The following is a 16,762-nucleotide window of genomic DNA, read 5'->3' as shown; positions in this document are numbered from 1 at the left end:
TATATTTATTTTTTTTAATAAGATTAGATTTATCCAAATTTATGCTAAAATCGCGCTCGGTAACACAAATTTACTAGGAGCGAATTTGAACGAACTACGAAAACTCCCGCAGATAGATAAATTTATAAAAAACGAGCGATTTTTCGGGCTTGATACGAGCTTGCTGACTAAGGTCGCCAGGGCCGAGCTAGAGAGCCTGCGCGCGCAAATTTTAGGCGGGCAAAACTGCCCGGGGCTTGACGCTATCGTCCAAAACACGCTCGAAAGATACGAAAAGGCGTCAAATTTGAGCCTGCGAAGCCTAATAAACGCAACCGGCGTCATCATCCATACAAACCTCGGCCGCAGCGCGATCGATCCTGAAATTTTACGCCGAGCCGCGCCCGTGATAACCGGATACTCAAACCTCGAATACAGCGTCGAAAAGGGCGGCCGCTCAAACCGCTACGACTACGTGGGCGGGCTGCTCGCGGAGCTTTTTGGTTTTGAGGACGCCGTCGTCGTAAATAACAACGCAAGCGCAGTGTTTTTGGTGCTAAATACCTTCTCAAAAGGCGGCGAAGCTATCATCAGCAGAGGCGAGCTAGTCGAGATCGGCGGGAGCTTTCGCGTGCCAGAAGTTATGGCAAACTCGGGCGCGATCCTGCGCGAAGTGGGCACTACCAATAAAACCAACCTACGCGACTATGAGGACGCGATAAACGAAAACTCGAAGCTGATCTTAAAGGTGCATAGATCAAATTTCGATATCGTTGGTTTTAGCGAGGATGTAGCGATGCAGGGTCTTAGCGCGCTAGCAAGAGAGCGAAACCTCATTGATTATTTCGATCTTGGCGGCGGATTTTACGGTGAGCTGCCCTACGGCCTCGAGCGCAACGAGCCTAATCTAAAAAATCTAAAAGAGGCCTCGCTCGTTAGCTTTAGCGGCGATAAGCTCTTTGGCTCCGTGCAATGCGGCATAATCCTAGGTAAACGTGAGCTCATCGCAAAACTAAAGAAAAATCAGCTGCTAAGAATGCTGCGCGTGGATAAGGTGATCATCTCGCTTTTAGCTGAGAGCGTCAAAGCCTACGCAAACCGCGAATTTGAGCTTATTACAACGATAAAACAGCTCTATAAAAGCGTAGATGAGCTTGAAAACACGGCAAATTTTATAAACTCGCAGCTAAAAACTCCGCTTGAAATCGTGCGCACTACGACCTTCGTAGGAGGCGGCACTATGCCAAACAAACGCATACCTAGCGTCGCGCTGGCCGTCAAAGGAAACGCGAACGAAAACGAGGCTAAATTTAGAAAAAATCTCGTGATCGGCCGCATCGAGGAGGGTAAATTTTTGCTCGATCTTCGCAGTGTGCTAGATGCGGATGTGCAAAATTTGATAGAAAAAATCAACGAAACGGATGAAAAATGAGCTTAATAATAGGAACGGCCGGGCACATCGACCACGGCAAAACGGCGCTGATAAAGGAACTAAACGGCTTTGAAGGCGACAGACTCGAAGAGGAGCAAAAGCGCGGGATCACGATCGACCTTAGCTTTTCAAATTTGAGCAAAAACGGCGAAAATATCGCATTTATCGACGTGCCGGGACATGAAAATTTGATCAAAACGATGATCAGCGGCGCGTATGGATTTGACGCGTGCCTTTTCGTCGTGGCGGCAAACGACGGACTTATGCCACAGTCTTTGGAGCATTTGGAGGTTTTAAATATCCTTGGCGTTCGTTCGCTCGTAGTAGCTCTTACCAAGTGCGACCTAGCTAGCGCGGAGCTAATCGAGCAGCGAAAAAACGAAATTTATGCTGCCGCGCAAAATTACAAAAATCTGCAAATTTTAGAGATTTTCCCGGTTAGCATTAAAGATAGCGCGAGCATTGATGAGCTGCGAAATTATCTTTTCACGCTAAAGGCGGCTAACCGCGAGCAAGAGGGCGTTTTTAGGTATTACATCGACCGCGTTTTTAGCCTAAAAGGTATCGGAAACGTAGTCACGGGCACCGTGATAGAGGGCAGCGTAACGAAAAACGAAAAGCTCTTTAACTACGACGCGGGCAAAGAGGTGCAGGTGCGAAGCGTGCAGAGCCACGATAATTTCGTTGACCGCGCAGGAGTTAGCAGCCGCGTGGCGCTAAATTTGACTGGAATCGAGCTAAATGATCTAAAAAAAGGCCAGCTGCTTAGTAAGAAGGGCTTTTTTAGAGGATTTCGCGAGATAGACGCGATAGTTTTCGCTCGCGAGCTAACGCATGGGCAGAGCGTGACGTTTTGCGTCGGCGCAAAGGCCGCGCCCGCAAAGGCGCTGGTTCTTAGCGAAAAAGACGGTGGGATATTTGCGACGTTTAAATTTGAAAGGGATATGTTTTTAAAATTTGACGAGCCGTTTGTTCTCATCGCAAACGGTCGCGTCATAGGCGGCGGCAGGGTACTAAACGCCGTGAGCGAGCCGATGAAAAAATCAAGCAAAATTTCGTTTTTAAACGCGTTGCTTAAAAAGGACTTCGTAAGCGCCTTTGCGATGCTAAAAGATACGCATAAAAACGGCTTTGGTATCATCTCGGCCTATCAGCGTTTCGGGCTAAATCATGAGGAGGCCGTCGCTATCGCAAAGCAGACGCCAAATGTATTCGTCGATGAAAAGGCGCTAAATATCTACGATCTAAGCGCGGTCGATAGGATAAAAAGCGCGGTCAAATTTATGATAGAAAAGAACGAATTTGCGGTATTTTCGGCTACGAGCATCAGCCTAAAGCTCTCGTGGGCTAGCGAAAACATCGCTCAAAAGGCGCTTGACGAGCTAGAAAGCGCGGGCATGATCGCTAAAAACGACGGCGTCTACACCAAAACGGGCGTGGATATGAGCAAGCTAAAAATCAGGCTCGAGGAGAAAATTTACGAAATTTTGCAAAGCGGAAATTTAGCTCCATTGGCGCCGTATAACATCTACGACGAGCTTGAGATCGACCGCGTTAGCGGCGATAACGCGCTAAAAAAGCTAACGGGAATCGGGCGCGTGGTGAGGCTCGCGCATAATCTTTTCGTAACGTCAAAAGCCCTAAACGAGGTGCTTGCGAAGCTAAAAGCCGTCATCGCCGCGCAAGGATTCGTAAACGTAACGAATGCGAAAGAGGCGTTAAATTTAAGCAGAAAATACATAATCGCCTACCTCGAGCAGCTTGATCTGGATCCAAATATAATAAAAAACGGTACGGACCGAGTTTTAAAAGCGTGATTTTTTATCTATTTATAAAAAGCTAATATAATCCGCGCAAATTTTTAAAAAGGAATGAAATGAAAAAAATAGTTTTGTCGCTAATGGCGGCCTCTGCGATGTTTGCGGCGTCAAACGAGCAAGTGGTCGGTTTTTATTCGCAGATGGTCGGCGAGGGCGTGAAAGTAAACGTAACCGAGCGCAAACCGTTAACCGACGGAATCGAAGCGGTCGTGGTAAATTTGAGCAACGGTCAAGTGAGTCAAGATGAGGTTATCTTTACTAAAGGCGACTTGCTTTTCCCGGATATCATCGACCTAAAGGCGCAAAAAGCCTACCTGCAAGAGATAAAAAAGGAAATAGCGGCGAAAAATATCTCAAAAGTCTATAAAAACGAGCAAAAAGAAAATATCATCACTCTAGGAAACGACTCTAAAAAGCCAACTATCGTGATGTTTTCCGATCCTGAGTGCCCGTACTGCCGCCTAGAGCTTGAAAAGATCGAAGCGACGTTAAAAGAAAGCAACGTAAAGCTAATCTTAACTCCGGTTCACGACGTATCGTCTTTGCAAAAAAGCTTTTTGATATATAAAGACGTAGCAAGCGCGAAAACCGATAGCGACAAGATCAAAATTTTACGAAAATATTTTGCGGACGACTATAAGGTGGCAGACGGTGCAGTCAGTGACGCAGACGTAAAAGCGATGGATAATTTAAGACAAAAATACTCCGCCGCCGGCGTTCGCTCCGTGCCTTTCATAGTAAATCTAAGCGACCTACAAAAATAATGTCTAACGCAAATTTGAGCTAAATTTGACAAATTTAGCTCAAAAAGCCCCGGAGTTACATAAAATATACATTTTTAACTTGATATGAAGTATTAAAATTTAAGCTAAATTTCAGGTTATCTTAACTATTTATTAAGTTTCGTAATTAATCTAATATTTTTACTTCATTTATTCTCAAAATATGCTAAATTTGCACAGTGATATTTTAAAATATGCAAGTGCCCTAAAATACGCGCCTGTAAGGCGCACTACGCCTAGGAAATATGCAAAATTTGAACAATATCTTTCTAAAAACGTCTCAAAAATTTCAAATTTGGGATTAATAAGGAGAAAACATGCAAGGATCAAGACGAGATTTCCTCAAAAAATCTCTGAAGGTCGGCGCGGTAGGCGGGACTGTATTGGCCACCGCAGCTATCGCAAAACCGACTAGCGATGAGCTTGCTCCTGACGACAACGGCGTAGTTGTCGGCAAGTCGAGCAAAAAAGAGGTGCTTTACAAAAAAAGCAAAGAGTGGGAATACTACTATAAGATCGCTTACTAAGGGAGAAAACCATGAGTGATTCACGCATAGGAAGACGCTCGTTTTTAAAGCTTGCCGCTCTTGGTGCCGGTAGCACGATGGCATTTGGCGAAAACGAGACGTTTAGAAAGGCAACCAACGAGGAGATAAAAAATCCTTACGAAGGTTCAAAAAAAGTTAGAACGATTTGTTCTATTTGTTCGGCGGGCTGCGGTATCGAAGCCGAGGTAAAAGACGGAGTATGGGTGCGCCAAGATATGGCTATGTTCCATCCGATATCTCAAGGTTCGCACTGCTCTAAGGGAATCGATCAGATCGACCTTACGAAATCAAAACAACGCATCAAATTTCCGATGAAAAAAGTAAACGGAAAATGGGAGCGCATCAGCTGGGAACAAGCCGTAAACGAAATCGGCGATAAAATGCTACAAATCCGTAAAGAAGACGGTCCTGATAGCGTAGTTTTCTTGGGTTCGGCTAAATTTAACAACGAGCAAAGTTATTATTTCCGCAAATTTGCGGCGTTTTGGGGCACAAACAGCAACGATCACGTAGCACGCATTTGACATAGCGCAACAGTCGCCGGTGTGGCGAATACTTGGGGTTATGGCGCGATGACGAATCACTTCGGAGATATGACGGCAAATTCAAAAGCGATCTTTTGTATCGGTGCGAATTCGGCTGTAGCAAATCCCGTCGGCGGTATGAAGCATATGTTGCAAGCCAAAGATAGAAACAACGCAAAATTAATCGTAGCGGATCCGAATTTTACTAAAACGGCTGCGCACGCGGATCTTTACTTGCGTCAGCGTTCAGGAACGGACGTGGCTCTTATTTATGGACTTATTCACATTATCCTTAAAAACGGCTGGGAAGATAAAGAATTTTTAGAAAACAGAACCTATGGTATCGAAGAGGTTAGAAAAGAGGCCGAACACTGGACTCCTGAGCTTACTTCGGACGTTACGGGCGTACCTGTAGACAGACTAATGCAAGCCGCGCACATAATGGCTCACAATAAACCGGGAACGGTTATCTGGGCTCTAGGCATCACTCAGCACTCCGTAGGCACGTCAAATACCAGAATTTTACCTATCCTTCAACTAATCCTAGGCAATATGGGTAAACCTGGCGGCGGCTGTAATATCATTCGCGGTCACGATAACGTTCAGGGCTCTACCGATATGGGTAACCTTTCAGACACTCTTCCTATGTATTACGGACTAGGAGACGCCTCGTGGAAATACTACTGCAAAGGCTGGGGTGTTGATTACGATGAGTTTATCAAACGATTCGCGGTTTCGACAAAAGAGCCGAAACAGGGCGGCGCTCCGGTAAAAAATACCGTATTTGAAGAGTATTTTTATCATGATCCGCAAAATCCGGAAGATAGAAACTGGAGAAACGAAAAGGGCTGGTCGCTATCAAAATGGTGGCAGGGCGTCTTAAAAGAAGAAAAAACATATACTAGCGGTAAGCTTCGCGTTCTTTGGGTACAAGGAACCGGTCTAACTTCTATGGCGCACTTAACTAAAATTCAACAAGCCGTCGATAAATTAGACTTACTAGTCATAGCCGAACCTTTCGTCAACGAAGTCGCGATTTTAAGCGATAGAAAAGACGGAATTTATATCTTGCCGGTGGCTACCGCGTTTGAAAACGAGGGGCATTTAAGCTCTACGAATCGCTCCGGCCAGTGGCGAACTAAGGTAGTAGATCCGCTTTACGAAAGTAAGCCCGATCAAGAGGTTATGTTTGCATTCGCTAAAAAATTCGGCTTTTACGACGAATACGTCCGCGGCATGAAGATGGATATCGTGGACCGCGAGATAAAGCAGGTAAAAGACGACTTCGTATGGCCTGACGATGCAACAAACGAAATCGCTCGCATAGGAAATTCGATCGGATGCGGTGGTAGAACGGCCGAGATGTTTAGAAGGCATCAGGCTAACTGGCAAAATTTCGATCCCGATACGTTAATGGGTATCGGCGGAGAAGTAAAAGGCGAGTACTACGGTAAACCTTGGCCTGCATGGGATACTAAACACCCTGGTACGCCGATACTTTACGACATGAGTAAGCCTTATACAGAAGGCGGTAGCGGATTTAGAAATCGCTTCGGCTTAGAGCATAACGGCGTTAGCCAGCTAGCTAGCGAGGATGCAACCTTAGTCGGCTCGCAGGTAAAAGGCGGCTATCCGCAAATAACCAAAGAAAATATCGAAAAAGTACTAGGCATCACGCTAACCGAAGAGGAAAAAGCTAAAATGGGCGCTAGCTGGAGCATGGACTATAGCGGACTTATCTTAGAAAAATGCCGCGAAAAAGGCGTAGTGCCTTACGGTAACGCAAGAGCTAGAATGATCGTTTGGGAATTCCTAGATCCGATCCCTAAACACCGCGAGCCTATCCACTCTCCGCGCTGGGATTTGGTACAAAAATACCCGACTTTTGACGATCAGGCTAGAAATTTCCGCGTCGAGACTAAATTTAAGTCCGAACAACAAGCAAAAGACTGGAGTAAGGAATTCCCTATCGTATTTAGCACATTGCGCGTAGTAAATTTAAGCGGCGCGGGAATGATAGAGCGAACGAGCAAGTATCTAGCGGCGATCACGCCTGAGATGTTTGCTAACGTCCACCCTGAGCTTGCCCTAAAATACGGCATCCAAGATCGCGATATGATGTGGATCCACTCTCCGCAAGGCACTAAGATCAAGGTTCGTTGCTATCATACTCAGATGGTTACGCCGGACAGAATTTGTATGCCGTATAACTTCGCGGGCGTTATGCAAGGCGTGAGCCTAGAAGACCGCTATCCTGAGGGTACTAAGCCTTATACGATCGGCGAGAGCTTTAATACCGTAACAAACTACGGCTTTGATCCGGTTACTCAAATTTCAGAATTTAACGCAGGTCTTTGCCGCATAGAAAAAGCTGAAGAGAACACCTTTAAAACATCGTTTTATCACGAGTATGGCGAGAGAGACGCCCTAGGTAAAGAGTAAGGAGAGAAAAATGGCAAGAATGAAATTTTTTGTAGATACTAATAGATGTATCAGCTGCTTTGGATGTCAAGTCGCCTGCTCTTCTGCTCACGAGCTTCCAGTTGGAATTTATAGAAGAAAGGTTATCACGCTTCACGATGGTATTGAGGGTAAAGAGGTCTCAACTACTATCGCGTGCCAGCACTGCACCGACGCTCCTTGCGAGCAAGTTTGTCCGGTGGATTGTTTTTACATCAGAGCCGACGGTATAGTGCTTCACGATAAAAACAAATGCATCGGCTGCGGATACTGCCTATACGCATGTCCGTTTGGCGCGCCGCAGTTTCCTAGAGACGGAGCATTCGGCATAAAAGGCGCTATGGATAAGTGCACCATGTGTGCGGGAGGCCCTGAGGAGACGAACTCTCACGAGGAGCTTCATATGTACGGCCAAAACCGCATCTCAGAGGGCAAAGTCCCTATGTGCGCCGCCGTTTGCGCCACCAACGCGCTACTAGTAGGCGACGCCGCAGACGTGTCAAACGTATATCGCAAACGCGTTATGCTAAGACAAGCGGGCGCTACTATCTAACTCAAATTCGGGGGCGACTCGCTCCCGAAATTTCTTTCAAATTTTACTCCTTAAATTTACTCAAATTTCAAAGTCGGATCAATCTAATAATCAAAAAATATAGCTTGTTGATAATATTGATACTTGATAGCCGTTTTTATTTTCGCTAAAGTTTTTAAATGGTAAAATAGCCACTTAAAACATATTTTATCGGAGTTTTTTATGAGCAAATTTTTAAAATTTATACTCGCGCTTTTTATCCCTTTTATGCTAAATGCAGCCGATACCGACTACGGCCCTGAGATACAGAGCATAAAAGATTCATTCGTAAGTATCATTCAGCAGTATAAAGAGGGCAAGATCGACGAGGCAAAAACCGCTACGCAAAATGCTTATTTTGGGCATTTTGAAAATATCGAAGCGGCGATCAGGGTAAATTTGGGGCAGAAAAAAGCCTACTCGATGGAGTCTAAATTCGGCAAAATCCGCAAAGCCATCATCGCCAAAAAACCGGTAGAAGAGATACAAGCTATAATGGACGATCTAAATAAAGAGATGGATGAGGTTTTGCCCGTCATAAACACCGGTCACAAGCTAGTGGGCGAGTACTCCGATCCTAAAAACGCAGATGCCGCGCAGACTGCTAAAGCTACTGAGGCTAGCCAAACTACGGCGCAGCCTGCAAGCATCGCCGCTATCGAGCCGCACTGGCAAGTGGTTTATAACGACATAAAAACAGCCCTTAGCGCTGCGGGCGCGGCTTACGAAAAGGGCGACAAAGACGCAGCAAAACAGCAGATAAACAACAAAGCCAAATTTGAGCTATATCGCAACACGAAGTTAGAAGAGGCTATCCGTAGATTTATAAACGGCGGTCAGGGTATCGACGGCGACATCCAAAAGCGAATGGGTTCGGCGATAATAGCGATAAACAACGATGTAGCCGCCGACGTACTAAAGTCAAATTTGGAAGAGCTTGATGCGCTGATATACGAAAACGTCGCCAAGCTACCTATGGACTCGGGCTCGCTAGCTACCAACGTAGTTTTGCCTGATAGCGCCGAGGATGACGCGGCTACTGATTTTGCGCCGGTGGTTGCAAACATAAAGGCAAAAATCGCCGACGCGATCAAACTTTACGCCGCAAAAGACGTAGCTAAAGCTATGAGCGATGCGCAGGATATTTACTTCGACGAGTTCGAAGGTAGCGGCATGGAAAACAAAGTAGGCGCGATAGACGTAGGCCTAAAAACTAAGATAGAAGGAAATTTCGGCGAAGTAGTCGCGCTGATGAAGGCGGGCGTGAGCGTCGAGAGACTCCAGCAAGCAGCCGATAACCTAGGCGCAAATTTAGACGCCGCGTTAGAAAAAACAAGCGGCAGTAGCTCGCCTTGGGCGCTATTTGTTTACGCGCTTACGGTCATACTTCGCGAGGGATTTGAGGCGCTTATCATCGTGGCGGCAGTCGTGGCGTATCTGCTAAAAACCGGCAACGAAAAGCGCATGAGTATCGTTTATAGCTCGCTTGGCGTAGCGGTCGTGCTAAGCTTTGTTATGGCGTGGATTATGAATTTGATATTTGCCGGCGCTGCAGGTCAAAAAAGAGAGGTGATGGAGGGCGCGGTGATGCTTATCGCCGTGGGACTACTCTTTTACGTCGGTTTTTGGCTGCTTTCAAACGCAGGCGCGAAAAAATGGAGCAAATATATCCAAAGTCACGTCAGCGAGTCGATATCGGCTGGTTCTGCTAAGGCGCTTTGGTGGACGGTGTTTTTAGCCGTATTTAGAGAGGGTGCGGAGACCGTGCTTTTCTATCAGGCGCTGATTTTCGACGCTAAAGATAGCGCGGGCTACTCGATGATAGCGCTGGGATTTGTAGTGGGGCTAGTCGTCTTGTTTGTTACTTACTACGTGTTTAAAATTTTTGCTATCAAAATCCCGATCAAGCCGTTTTTCTTGGTCACTTCGGCGATCATCTTTTATATGTCGATCGTGTTTGTGGGCAAGGGGCTTATGGAGTTCGTCGAGGGTAAAATTTTCGTTCCGACTAAGATCGAGGGCTTCCCGACTATCGAATGGCTAGGCATTTATCCGTATTACGAGAGCTTGATACCGCAGGCTATCATGGTAGCGGCGCTAATCATCGGCGTAATCATAATGAAAAACAAGCAAGCCAAAGAGGCTTAAATTTTGCGTTTCTAGCTTTCGCGGGTTGCCGCGAAGCTTAAAAATAAATTTACAAACCAATTAAAGGAGAGAACATGAACAAATTTGTTAAAACAGCTTTGGCATTTAGCCTTGCTGCAACAGTAGCCGTAGCAGGCGAGTTTCCTATCGGCGATCCGGTAGAGATCAACGGTATGGAGATAGCTGCCGTTTATCTAGAGCCTATCGACATGGAGCCAAAAGGCATCGACCTAGCTCCAAGCAAAGCCGACATCCACCTAGAGGCCGACATCCACGCTATCGAGGGAAACAAAAACGGCTTTGCGGCTGGCGAGTGGATCCCTTATCTAAAAGTTAATTACGAGTTAAAAAACCTAGATAACGGCAAAGTTAAAAAAGGCACATTTATGCCTATGGTCGCTCAAGACGGCCCTCACTACGGCGCTAACCTAAAAATGGACGCTGGCGTGGGCAACTACGAGCTAAAATTTCATATAGAAAATCCTGAAAAACAAGGCTTCGGTCGCCATGCGGACAAAGAAACGGGCGTAGGTAAATGGTTTGAGCCGTTCACCACGACTTATAAATTCCAATACACAGGCGCGCCTGCTAAATAATTCGGGCTTAGAGCGGCTGAGTCCGCTCTAAATTTTATTCAAATTCTCAAATTACAGGGCTGATCATGTCTATATATTTCGTCCAAGTTATCTCATCGTTACTGGGATTTGTCCTTTTTGCAGCGTTAAACAACGACAAAAAGAGCCTAAAAGCGCTGTTTCTACCCTCGGTTTTGGGTATTGCTGCAGGCATAGTCGTTTTTAAGATCGCTAGACTCATGCTTCACGACGCCGGGGTGAAAATGGTGTTTGACGCGGCTACTTTGGTATTTTTGCTAGTTAGCGCGCTTTGGATTTTTATCAAATTTAACCCTGCAAAGATGATAACGTTTTTCGCCTTGGGTGCGGGCTACGGTCTAACCTATGCTCACGCGGGCGCGAATTTTCCGGTATTTGCAGGCGAGCTACTCGATACGCAGTCCATCATCAGCTTATTTTTGATGATATTTGCATTTTTGCTTTTACTGATTTTATTTTTCGTCGTTTCAAATTTAAAAGAGTGCCTGTGCAAGCATGTCTTATGGACGTTTTCGCTTCTTTCGCTTGCGGTTTTGATAGTGCAGGCTCTTTCAAACACGGGGCTTGAGTTTATGCGGGCGGGTATGATTCCTACATATCCGTGGGCGCTCTCGCTCGTGGCTAAGGGCATTTACTATACGACCTTTTCGCAGTATTTTTTCATCTTTTTAGTTTTAGTCTTGGCGGTTATAAATTTCAAAAAACGTCCCGCCCCGCTCGTAAAATCGGTCGTGGGCTCAAACAAATTTAGATTTAACAACGCGGCTAGAAATTTCATGGCGGCAAATTCAAAAAGTAGCGCGGCGATCGTTATTACGGCTCTGATTTTTGGGCTTTACTACGACCTGCACGCGTCTAAACCGCCCGAGATCTCAGACCCTATTATTGTCGAGCCCGTAAATAACGAGTTTAAATTTGACGTCGAAAAACTCGCCGACAACGAACTTCACCGCTACGCCTACATAAACGACGAGGGCAGAGAGATAAGGTTTTTCCTCTTAAACCGCTTTGCCGACCGCGCTTCGCCGATCATCGTCTTTGACGCATGCGCGATATGCGGCGATATGGGCTATATCAAAAAGGGCGCCGATCTCATCTGTATCTCTTGCAACGTGCGCATTTTCTTACCGTCAGTCGGCAAAGAGGGCGGCTGCAACCCGATACCTATGCCTTTTGAATTTGACGGCAAATTCGTAACCGTAACGCTCGATACCATCCAAAGCGGTGCGAACTACTTCTCAAAAGTCATCGAAAAAATGGTGCTAGATCCGGTAAGCCGCAAAAAAGTAAGCAACATCGGCTCGAAATCTTATTTATACTACAACAGGACGTATTTCTTTGAAAACGAAAAAACTCAGGCGGAATTTGAAGCCAACCCTGAAAAATACGTCGATATAAACGGGACTTTAAAATGAAAAATATGCAACTAAGGCTTATAAAAAGCTCGATCACTGGCTCGAAGGTGCAAAAAGGTATGGCTTTTATCACTATACTTTTGGCGACGGTTTTGATCGCTTGTATGCTAAATATCACGCTAAAAATCGGCGATCAGATCGCTAGCGAGCTGCGCGGCTACGGCTCAAATATCGTCGTCTTGCCAAAGGGCGAAGCGCTAGCTATCGAGATCGAGGGTAAAAATTTCACTCCGCTAAAATCGCAAAACTACCTAAACGAAGAGGATTTGCATAAGGTAAAGGAAATTTTCTGGCGAAACAACATCGTGGCGTTTGCACCGTTTTTAAACGGCGAGGTAAAAGACGCTAACGGCGAAAAATACCAAATCACGGGCACTTGGTTTGACAAATTTGCAAACGTGGCTGATGAGCCGGAGTTTAAAACTGGCGTGAAAACGCTATTTGGTTTTTGGGCGGTTGATGGCAAATGGATAGAGGACGACGATGTGCAAAACGTGCTCGTAGGCGAAAATTTAGCGGCAAAGCGAAATTTGAGCGTCGGCGGCGAGCTAAATTTAAACGGACGTAGCGTAAAAATAGCGGGCATCCTAAAAGGAGCCGGCGAGGAGAGCTATAAGATCGTAACCTCGCTAAAGCTTGCCCAAGAGCTTCTAAATAAGCCCGGACAGTACTCAAAAGCCGAGGTTTCAGCGATGACGATCCCAGAAAACGACCTCTCCGTCAAGGCTAGGCGAAACCTCGATAACCTAGATAGCGCCGAATACGATATGTGGTACTGCTCGGCCTACGTTAGCTCCATAGCCTATCAGATCGAGGAGAACTACGCGGGCGTTGCAGCAAAGGCGATGATGCAGGTAAGCGACGCTGAGAGTAATATCGTAAAAAAAATCCAAAGCCTAATGGGTATCGTTAGCGTCATCGCGCTGGCGGTCTCCTCTATCGGCATTACATCGCTGATGACTAGCGAAATTTACAGACGCAAAAAAGAGATCGGCCTGCTAAAAGCCATAGGCGCTAGCAACTTTGAAATTTACGCCCTTTTTGCGAGCGAAAGCCTAGTAGTGGCGTTTTTCGCGGGCATTTTGGGGGCGTTTTTGGGCTACGCGCTAAGCTACATAATCGCTTACAGTATCTTTGGCTACGGCATCGGCATCGCGTGGATCGTGCTTCCGCTTAGTATCGCTTTTGCGCTTCTTATCTCGATCGCGGGCTCGCTCGTGCCGATGAGAAGCGTAGTTAAACTTTTGCCTGCGGAGGTGCTATATGATCGCAAATAAGGGCTTTTTTTATAACGTCATCTTTAAAAGCCTGCGCTTTGGCGCGGCTAGAGTGGGCGTCATCATCGTCTCTATCTTGCTTGGCGCGTGCGTGACGGCGGCCTTTGTAAACGTATATCTGGATATCGACTCAAAAGTAAGCAAGGAGCTAAAAAGCTACGGTGCTAACGTGGTTTTCGCTCCCGCAGACCCCGTTAGCGACGCGGTAAACGAGGCTAAATTTAACGAAAAGATCGCCAAAATCCCGAGCGACAAGCTAATCGGGCAGAGCGGATATCTTTTCACGCAGGTAAATATCGGTCCTACGACCGCGATTGCTATGGGCGTCAAATTTAGCGATCTAACGCGGGTTAAGCCGTTTTTGGAGGTTAAAGAAGGGCAGGGCATAACGCTTGATTTTGACGAGAGAAACGCGCTAATCGGCACCGATCTAGCTAAACAAAGCGGCTTTAAGGTCGGCGACACGATCGAAGTGAGGCAAATCGGAGCGAACGCGGGCGAAAAAGTAAAGATCCGTGGCATCGTGCAAGACGGCGACAAGGAGGACTCGCTACTCATCATCTCGCTACCTCTAGCGCAAAAGATAGCAAACGAGCCAAACACGCTAAACTACGCCGAGGCCGTAGTGACGGGCAAATTTGACTACATAAACGAGCTTGGCAAGAGCCTTAGCGACGAGCAAATTTCGGTTAAACCCGTGGCTAAAATTTCAAAATCAGAGGGTCTGATTTTAGACAAAATTAAGCTTTTGATGGCGCTAGTTAGCTTTGTCATCTTGCTTATCACTTCAATGTGCGTAAACACGACTCTAAGCGCGATTTTGTTTTCGCGTTCAAAGGAGATCGCGCTGCTTAGAGCACTTGGAGCTAGTAAGAAAAACGTGTTAAATTTGTTCGGCGTCGAGACCTTCGTCACGGCGCTTGCGGCGGCTTTGGCGGGTGCTATTTTAGGCTATGGTTTGGCGCAAATTTTAGGCTACGCGATTTTTGATTCGAGCATCGATTTTAGATTTATGAGCATACCGATAGCGATGGTTATCTCGCTCGTTTTTGCGGGCGTGGCCTCGATCTATCCGATCAAACGGGCGCTAGAAAATAAGATGGCCGATATTTTAAGAGGAGAATAATATGCAGTACGCGATAAGATTAAACGGGATAGAAAAAAGATTTGGCGAAGTAAGAGCGCTGGAGAGCATTACCTTTGACGTAAATGCCGGCGAATGGGTTAGCATAATGGGTCCAAGCGGTAGCGGTAAAAGTACGCTGGTAAATATCCTCTCGCTTATGGACGAGCCAACCGCAGGCACGTACACGCTAGGCGGAGACGACGCTAGCAGACTTAGCGACGAGGAGACGCTCAAATTTCGCCGCGAAAAGATCGGGCTAATATTTCAGCAGTTTCACCTCATCCCCTACCTAAACTGCGTCGAAAACGTGATGATAGCGCAGTACTATCACAGTAGTGTGGACGAAGAGGACGCTAAAAAGGCGCTCGAGCGCGTTGGACTGGGACATAGGCTAGATCACCGTCCGAGTCAGCTTAGCGGCGGCGAGCAGCAGCGTCTGTGCATCGCGCGCGCCCTGATCAACGATCCTGATATCTTGATAGCCGACGAGCCGACTGGTAACCTAGACGAAGCCAACGAGCGCGTAGTTTTGGAGCTGTTTCAAAAACTGCGAAGCGAGGGCAAAACCATCCTGCTCATCACGCATAACCCCGATCTTGGGCAGTTTGGCGATAAGATCGTCTATCTAAGGCACGGCAAGATGGAAAATATCCACTACGTGAGCGACGGCGAGCGCGCGGAGGCATGCGAGAGGCTAGCGAGCGAGCCAAAGGGTCAAACCGCCTTTGCGACGGTTTAAATTTGGGAGAGTTATGATAAAAAAATATATACTTTTAGTTTTTGCGGCGGCGATGATAGCTGGCTGCGGAAATAGCGGCTTTGACAAACACCACATCAGCCTAAACTCGCCAAAGGGTGTAGATACGCACTATTTCCCGGAGGGCAGGCGACTTAAAACGGACGGCAAGCCCTATATGCTCTTTTTCTTTGGCACATCCTGCGGCGCCTGCGTAGCACAAGCTCCGATCGTAAATGAAATTTACTCCGAGTTTAAGGACAAATTTGGTGTTTACGGGATATTTGGACCGAGTCTTGGATTTGATAAAGATATCGACATGGTAAGGCAGCATCATATCGACTACGACGTGATTAGCGATAAAGTTTCGGTCGATTATTTCAGCAAGGCCGTCGGCGGTGTGATGGGCGTGCCTGCGATCTTCGTCTTTGACGGCGAGGGTAATCTCAAAAAGCGCTTCATCGGACTCACTCCAAAAGCCACTCTTGAAAACGAGATCAAGCTGGTATTATAAATTTACTCAAACGTAAAGATTTAGTAGTAAAATACGCTTAAATTTGATCCTAAATTTGACCCGTCCGCGTTAAATTTGCGGCGGTCAAATTTGAGCGAGGAGACCCGAAATGAAACTAAAAATTTTCTCTATTTTGCTATTTGCGATTTTTTTCGTAGGTTGCGGCGAGCCCCGCACGCCCGAGCTTTACGCTAGAAGCACGATGCCTATTTTTATAACAAACGGCGACGTAAAAAAAGCCTCGCGCAGCGTCTACGTTTACTTTAAAAACTCCTGCGGCTACGCAAACACGCTAGAAAATACCGTGCGAAACAAGCTACTGCAAAACGGCTTTACCCAAAGCATGGATCAAAAGAGCGCCGATATCGTGATAATGGGCGATTTTGCGAGCTTGCAGCGCTTTGAGCGACGCGAACGCCTGCGCGCGTATATGAGCATGGGCTACGGCTGGGGCGGCTACGGATACAGGCGTAGCATGGGCTTTGGCATGCTTTTTGGCGACCCGTTTGACGACGATTTTTACGACAGGACGGATTATTATCTTTACAGAGCCTTTATCAGCGTGATGATCCGCGCAAACGGCAGCGAGCAAAGGACAAATCTCGAGATCGAAAGCGGGCAGAATCTTTATTCGCCAAGTTATATAATCCCATACATAGAAGAAAAGGCGGCGACGCAGATACTTAGTTTCTTTTATCCTTAGTGGCTTGTCTCGCGAGTGCTTTTCCGAGATTTCGCAAAATTTTCGCTCCGCAGGCTATATGCCTAGCGCACGCTCAATTTTGCTTCAAAACTCGAAAAATCATCTCGCGATAC

At 46.5% G+C, this 16,762-nt stretch carries 14 protein-coding genes and 1 pseudogene; all 15 read left to right on the top strand.

The window, feature by feature from the left end; all coding sequences use genetic code 11:
- Positions 1 to 85: 85 nt before the first annotated feature.
- The gene (selA, locus tag Q0386_RS09560; RefSeq protein ID WP_299030230.1) at positions 86 to 1,411 is read left to right on the top strand and encodes an L-seryl-tRNA(Sec) selenium transferase; all 1,326 of its coding nucleotides are present in this window, start codon (positions 86 to 88) and stop codon (positions 1,409 to 1,411) included.
- The gene (gene selB, locus Q0386_RS09555; RefSeq protein ID WP_299030224.1) at positions 1,408 to 3,228 is read left to right on the top strand and encodes a selenocysteine-specific translation elongation factor; all 1,821 of its coding nucleotides are present in this window, start codon (positions 1,408 to 1,410) and stop codon (positions 3,226 to 3,228) included. Before selA ends, selB begins: the two co-directional genes overlap by 4 nt.
- Positions 3,229 to 3,287: 59 nt before the next feature.
- Positions 3,288 to 3,995, top strand: a complete 708-nt coding sequence (locus tag Q0386_RS09550) for a thioredoxin domain-containing protein (RefSeq protein ID WP_299030221.1) — start codon at positions 3,288 to 3,290, stop codon at positions 3,993 to 3,995.
- Positions 3,996 to 4,330: 335 nt separating this feature from the next.
- Positions 4,331 to 4,540, top strand: coding sequence for a twin-arginine translocation signal domain-containing protein (locus Q0386_RS09545; protein WP_299030218.1), 210 nt, complete (start codon positions 4,331 to 4,333; stop codon positions 4,538 to 4,540).
- An 11-nt stretch (positions 4,541 to 4,551) separates the two neighbouring features.
- Positions 4,552 to 4,812 (top strand): annotated as a pseudogene (locus tag Q0386_RS09540) (hypothetical protein); the annotation flags it as partial.
- Entirely contained in the window at positions 4,795 to 7,527 is a 2,733-nt protein-coding gene (locus Q0386_RS09535; protein ID WP_299030227.1) for a formate dehydrogenase subunit alpha, read from the top strand. The pseudogene Q0386_RS09540 and the gene Q0386_RS09535, both read left to right, overlap by 18 nt.
- A gap of 10 nt (positions 7,528 to 7,537) precedes the next feature.
- Positions 7,538 to 8,098 carry a formate dehydrogenase FDH3 subunit beta gene (gene fdh3B, locus Q0386_RS09530; RefSeq protein ID WP_298945471.1) on the top strand — a complete coding sequence of 187 codons (561 nt, stop codon included), beginning with the start codon at positions 7,538 to 7,540 and terminating at the stop codon, positions 8,096 to 8,098.
- 201 nt (positions 8,099 to 8,299) lie between these two features.
- Entirely contained in the window at positions 8,300 to 10,264 is a 1,965-nt protein-coding gene (locus Q0386_RS09525) for an FTR1 family protein (protein ID WP_299030215.1), read from the top strand.
- Between the two features lie 74 nt (positions 10,265 to 10,338).
- A complete protein-coding gene (locus tag Q0386_RS09520) occupies positions 10,339 to 10,860 on the top strand; it encodes an iron transporter (protein ID WP_002950338.1) in 522 nt (173 codons plus the stop codon).
- A gap of 65 nt (positions 10,861 to 10,925) precedes the next feature.
- Positions 10,926 to 12,293 (top strand): Fe-S-containing protein, encoded by a 1,368-nt coding sequence (locus Q0386_RS09515; RefSeq protein WP_299030212.1) that lies wholly within the window; start codon positions 10,926 to 10,928, stop codon positions 12,291 to 12,293.
- The gene (locus Q0386_RS09510) at positions 12,290 to 13,570 is read left to right on the top strand and encodes an ABC transporter permease (RefSeq protein WP_299030209.1); all 1,281 of its coding nucleotides are present in this window, start codon (positions 12,290 to 12,292) and stop codon (positions 13,568 to 13,570) included. The genes Q0386_RS09515 and Q0386_RS09510 overlap by 4 nt, the downstream gene beginning before the upstream one ends.
- On the top strand, positions 13,557 to 14,696 hold the full coding sequence (locus Q0386_RS09505; RefSeq protein ID WP_299030206.1) for an FtsX-like permease family protein: 1,140 nt from the start codon (positions 13,557 to 13,559) through the stop codon (positions 14,694 to 14,696). Before Q0386_RS09510 ends, Q0386_RS09505 begins: the two co-directional genes overlap by 14 nt.
- Before the next feature lies 1 nt (position 14,697).
- Positions 14,698 to 15,435 (top strand): ABC transporter ATP-binding protein, encoded by a 738-nt coding sequence (locus Q0386_RS09500; RefSeq protein WP_299030203.1) that lies wholly within the window; start codon positions 14,698 to 14,700, stop codon positions 15,433 to 15,435.
- 13 nt (positions 15,436 to 15,448) lie between these two features.
- The gene (locus Q0386_RS09495; protein ID WP_002950333.1) at positions 15,449 to 15,946 is read left to right on the top strand and encodes a TlpA disulfide reductase family protein; all 498 of its coding nucleotides are present in this window, start codon (positions 15,449 to 15,451) and stop codon (positions 15,944 to 15,946) included.
- A 109-nt stretch (positions 15,947 to 16,055) separates the two neighbouring features.
- On the top strand, positions 16,056 to 16,649 hold the full coding sequence (locus Q0386_RS09490; protein ID WP_002950331.1) for a hypothetical protein: 594 nt from the start codon (positions 16,056 to 16,058) through the stop codon (positions 16,647 to 16,649).
- Positions 16,650 to 16,762: the final 113 nt, after the last annotated feature.

The sequence above is a fragment of the uncultured Campylobacter sp. genome, assembly GCF_938045625.1.
In the GTDB taxonomy this organism is placed as follows: Bacteria; Campylobacterota; Campylobacteria; order Campylobacterales; family Campylobacteraceae; genus Campylobacter_A.
Note: the sequence above shows the minus strand (reverse complement) of the source record. Positions and strands in the feature narration are given on the sequence as shown.

Coding starts and splice junctions, on each gene's coding strand:
- Q0386_RS09505 (WP_299030206.1), top strand. CDS start 13,557: ATGATCGCAAATAAGGGCTTTTTTTATAACGTCATCTTTAAAAGCCTG.
- Q0386_RS09510 (WP_299030209.1), top strand. CDS start 12,290: ATGAAAAATATGCAACTAAGGCTTATAAAAAGCTCGATCACTGGCTCG.
- fdh3B (WP_298945471.1), top strand. CDS start 7,538: ATGGCAAGAATGAAATTTTTTGTAGATACTAATAGATGTATCAGCTGC.
- Q0386_RS09520 (WP_002950338.1), top strand. CDS start 10,339: ATGAACAAATTTGTTAAAACAGCTTTGGCATTTAGCCTTGCTGCAACA.
- Q0386_RS09515 (WP_299030212.1), top strand. CDS start 10,926: ATGTCTATATATTTCGTCCAAGTTATCTCATCGTTACTGGGATTTGTC.
- Q0386_RS09550 (WP_299030221.1), top strand. CDS start 3,288: ATGAAAAAAATAGTTTTGTCGCTAATGGCGGCCTCTGCGATGTTTGCG.
- Q0386_RS09495 (WP_002950333.1), top strand. CDS start 15,449: ATGATAAAAAAATATATACTTTTAGTTTTTGCGGCGGCGATGATAGCT.
- Q0386_RS09545 (WP_299030218.1), top strand. CDS start 4,331: ATGCAAGGATCAAGACGAGATTTCCTCAAAAAATCTCTGAAGGTCGGC.
- selB (WP_299030224.1), top strand. CDS start 1,408: ATGAGCTTAATAATAGGAACGGCCGGGCACATCGACCACGGCAAAACG.
- Q0386_RS09490 (WP_002950331.1), top strand. CDS start 16,056: ATGAAACTAAAAATTTTCTCTATTTTGCTATTTGCGATTTTTTTCGTA.
- Q0386_RS09500 (WP_299030203.1), top strand. CDS start 14,698: ATGCAGTACGCGATAAGATTAAACGGGATAGAAAAAAGATTTGGCGAA.
- Q0386_RS09525 (WP_299030215.1), top strand. CDS start 8,300: ATGAGCAAATTTTTAAAATTTATACTCGCGCTTTTTATCCCTTTTATG.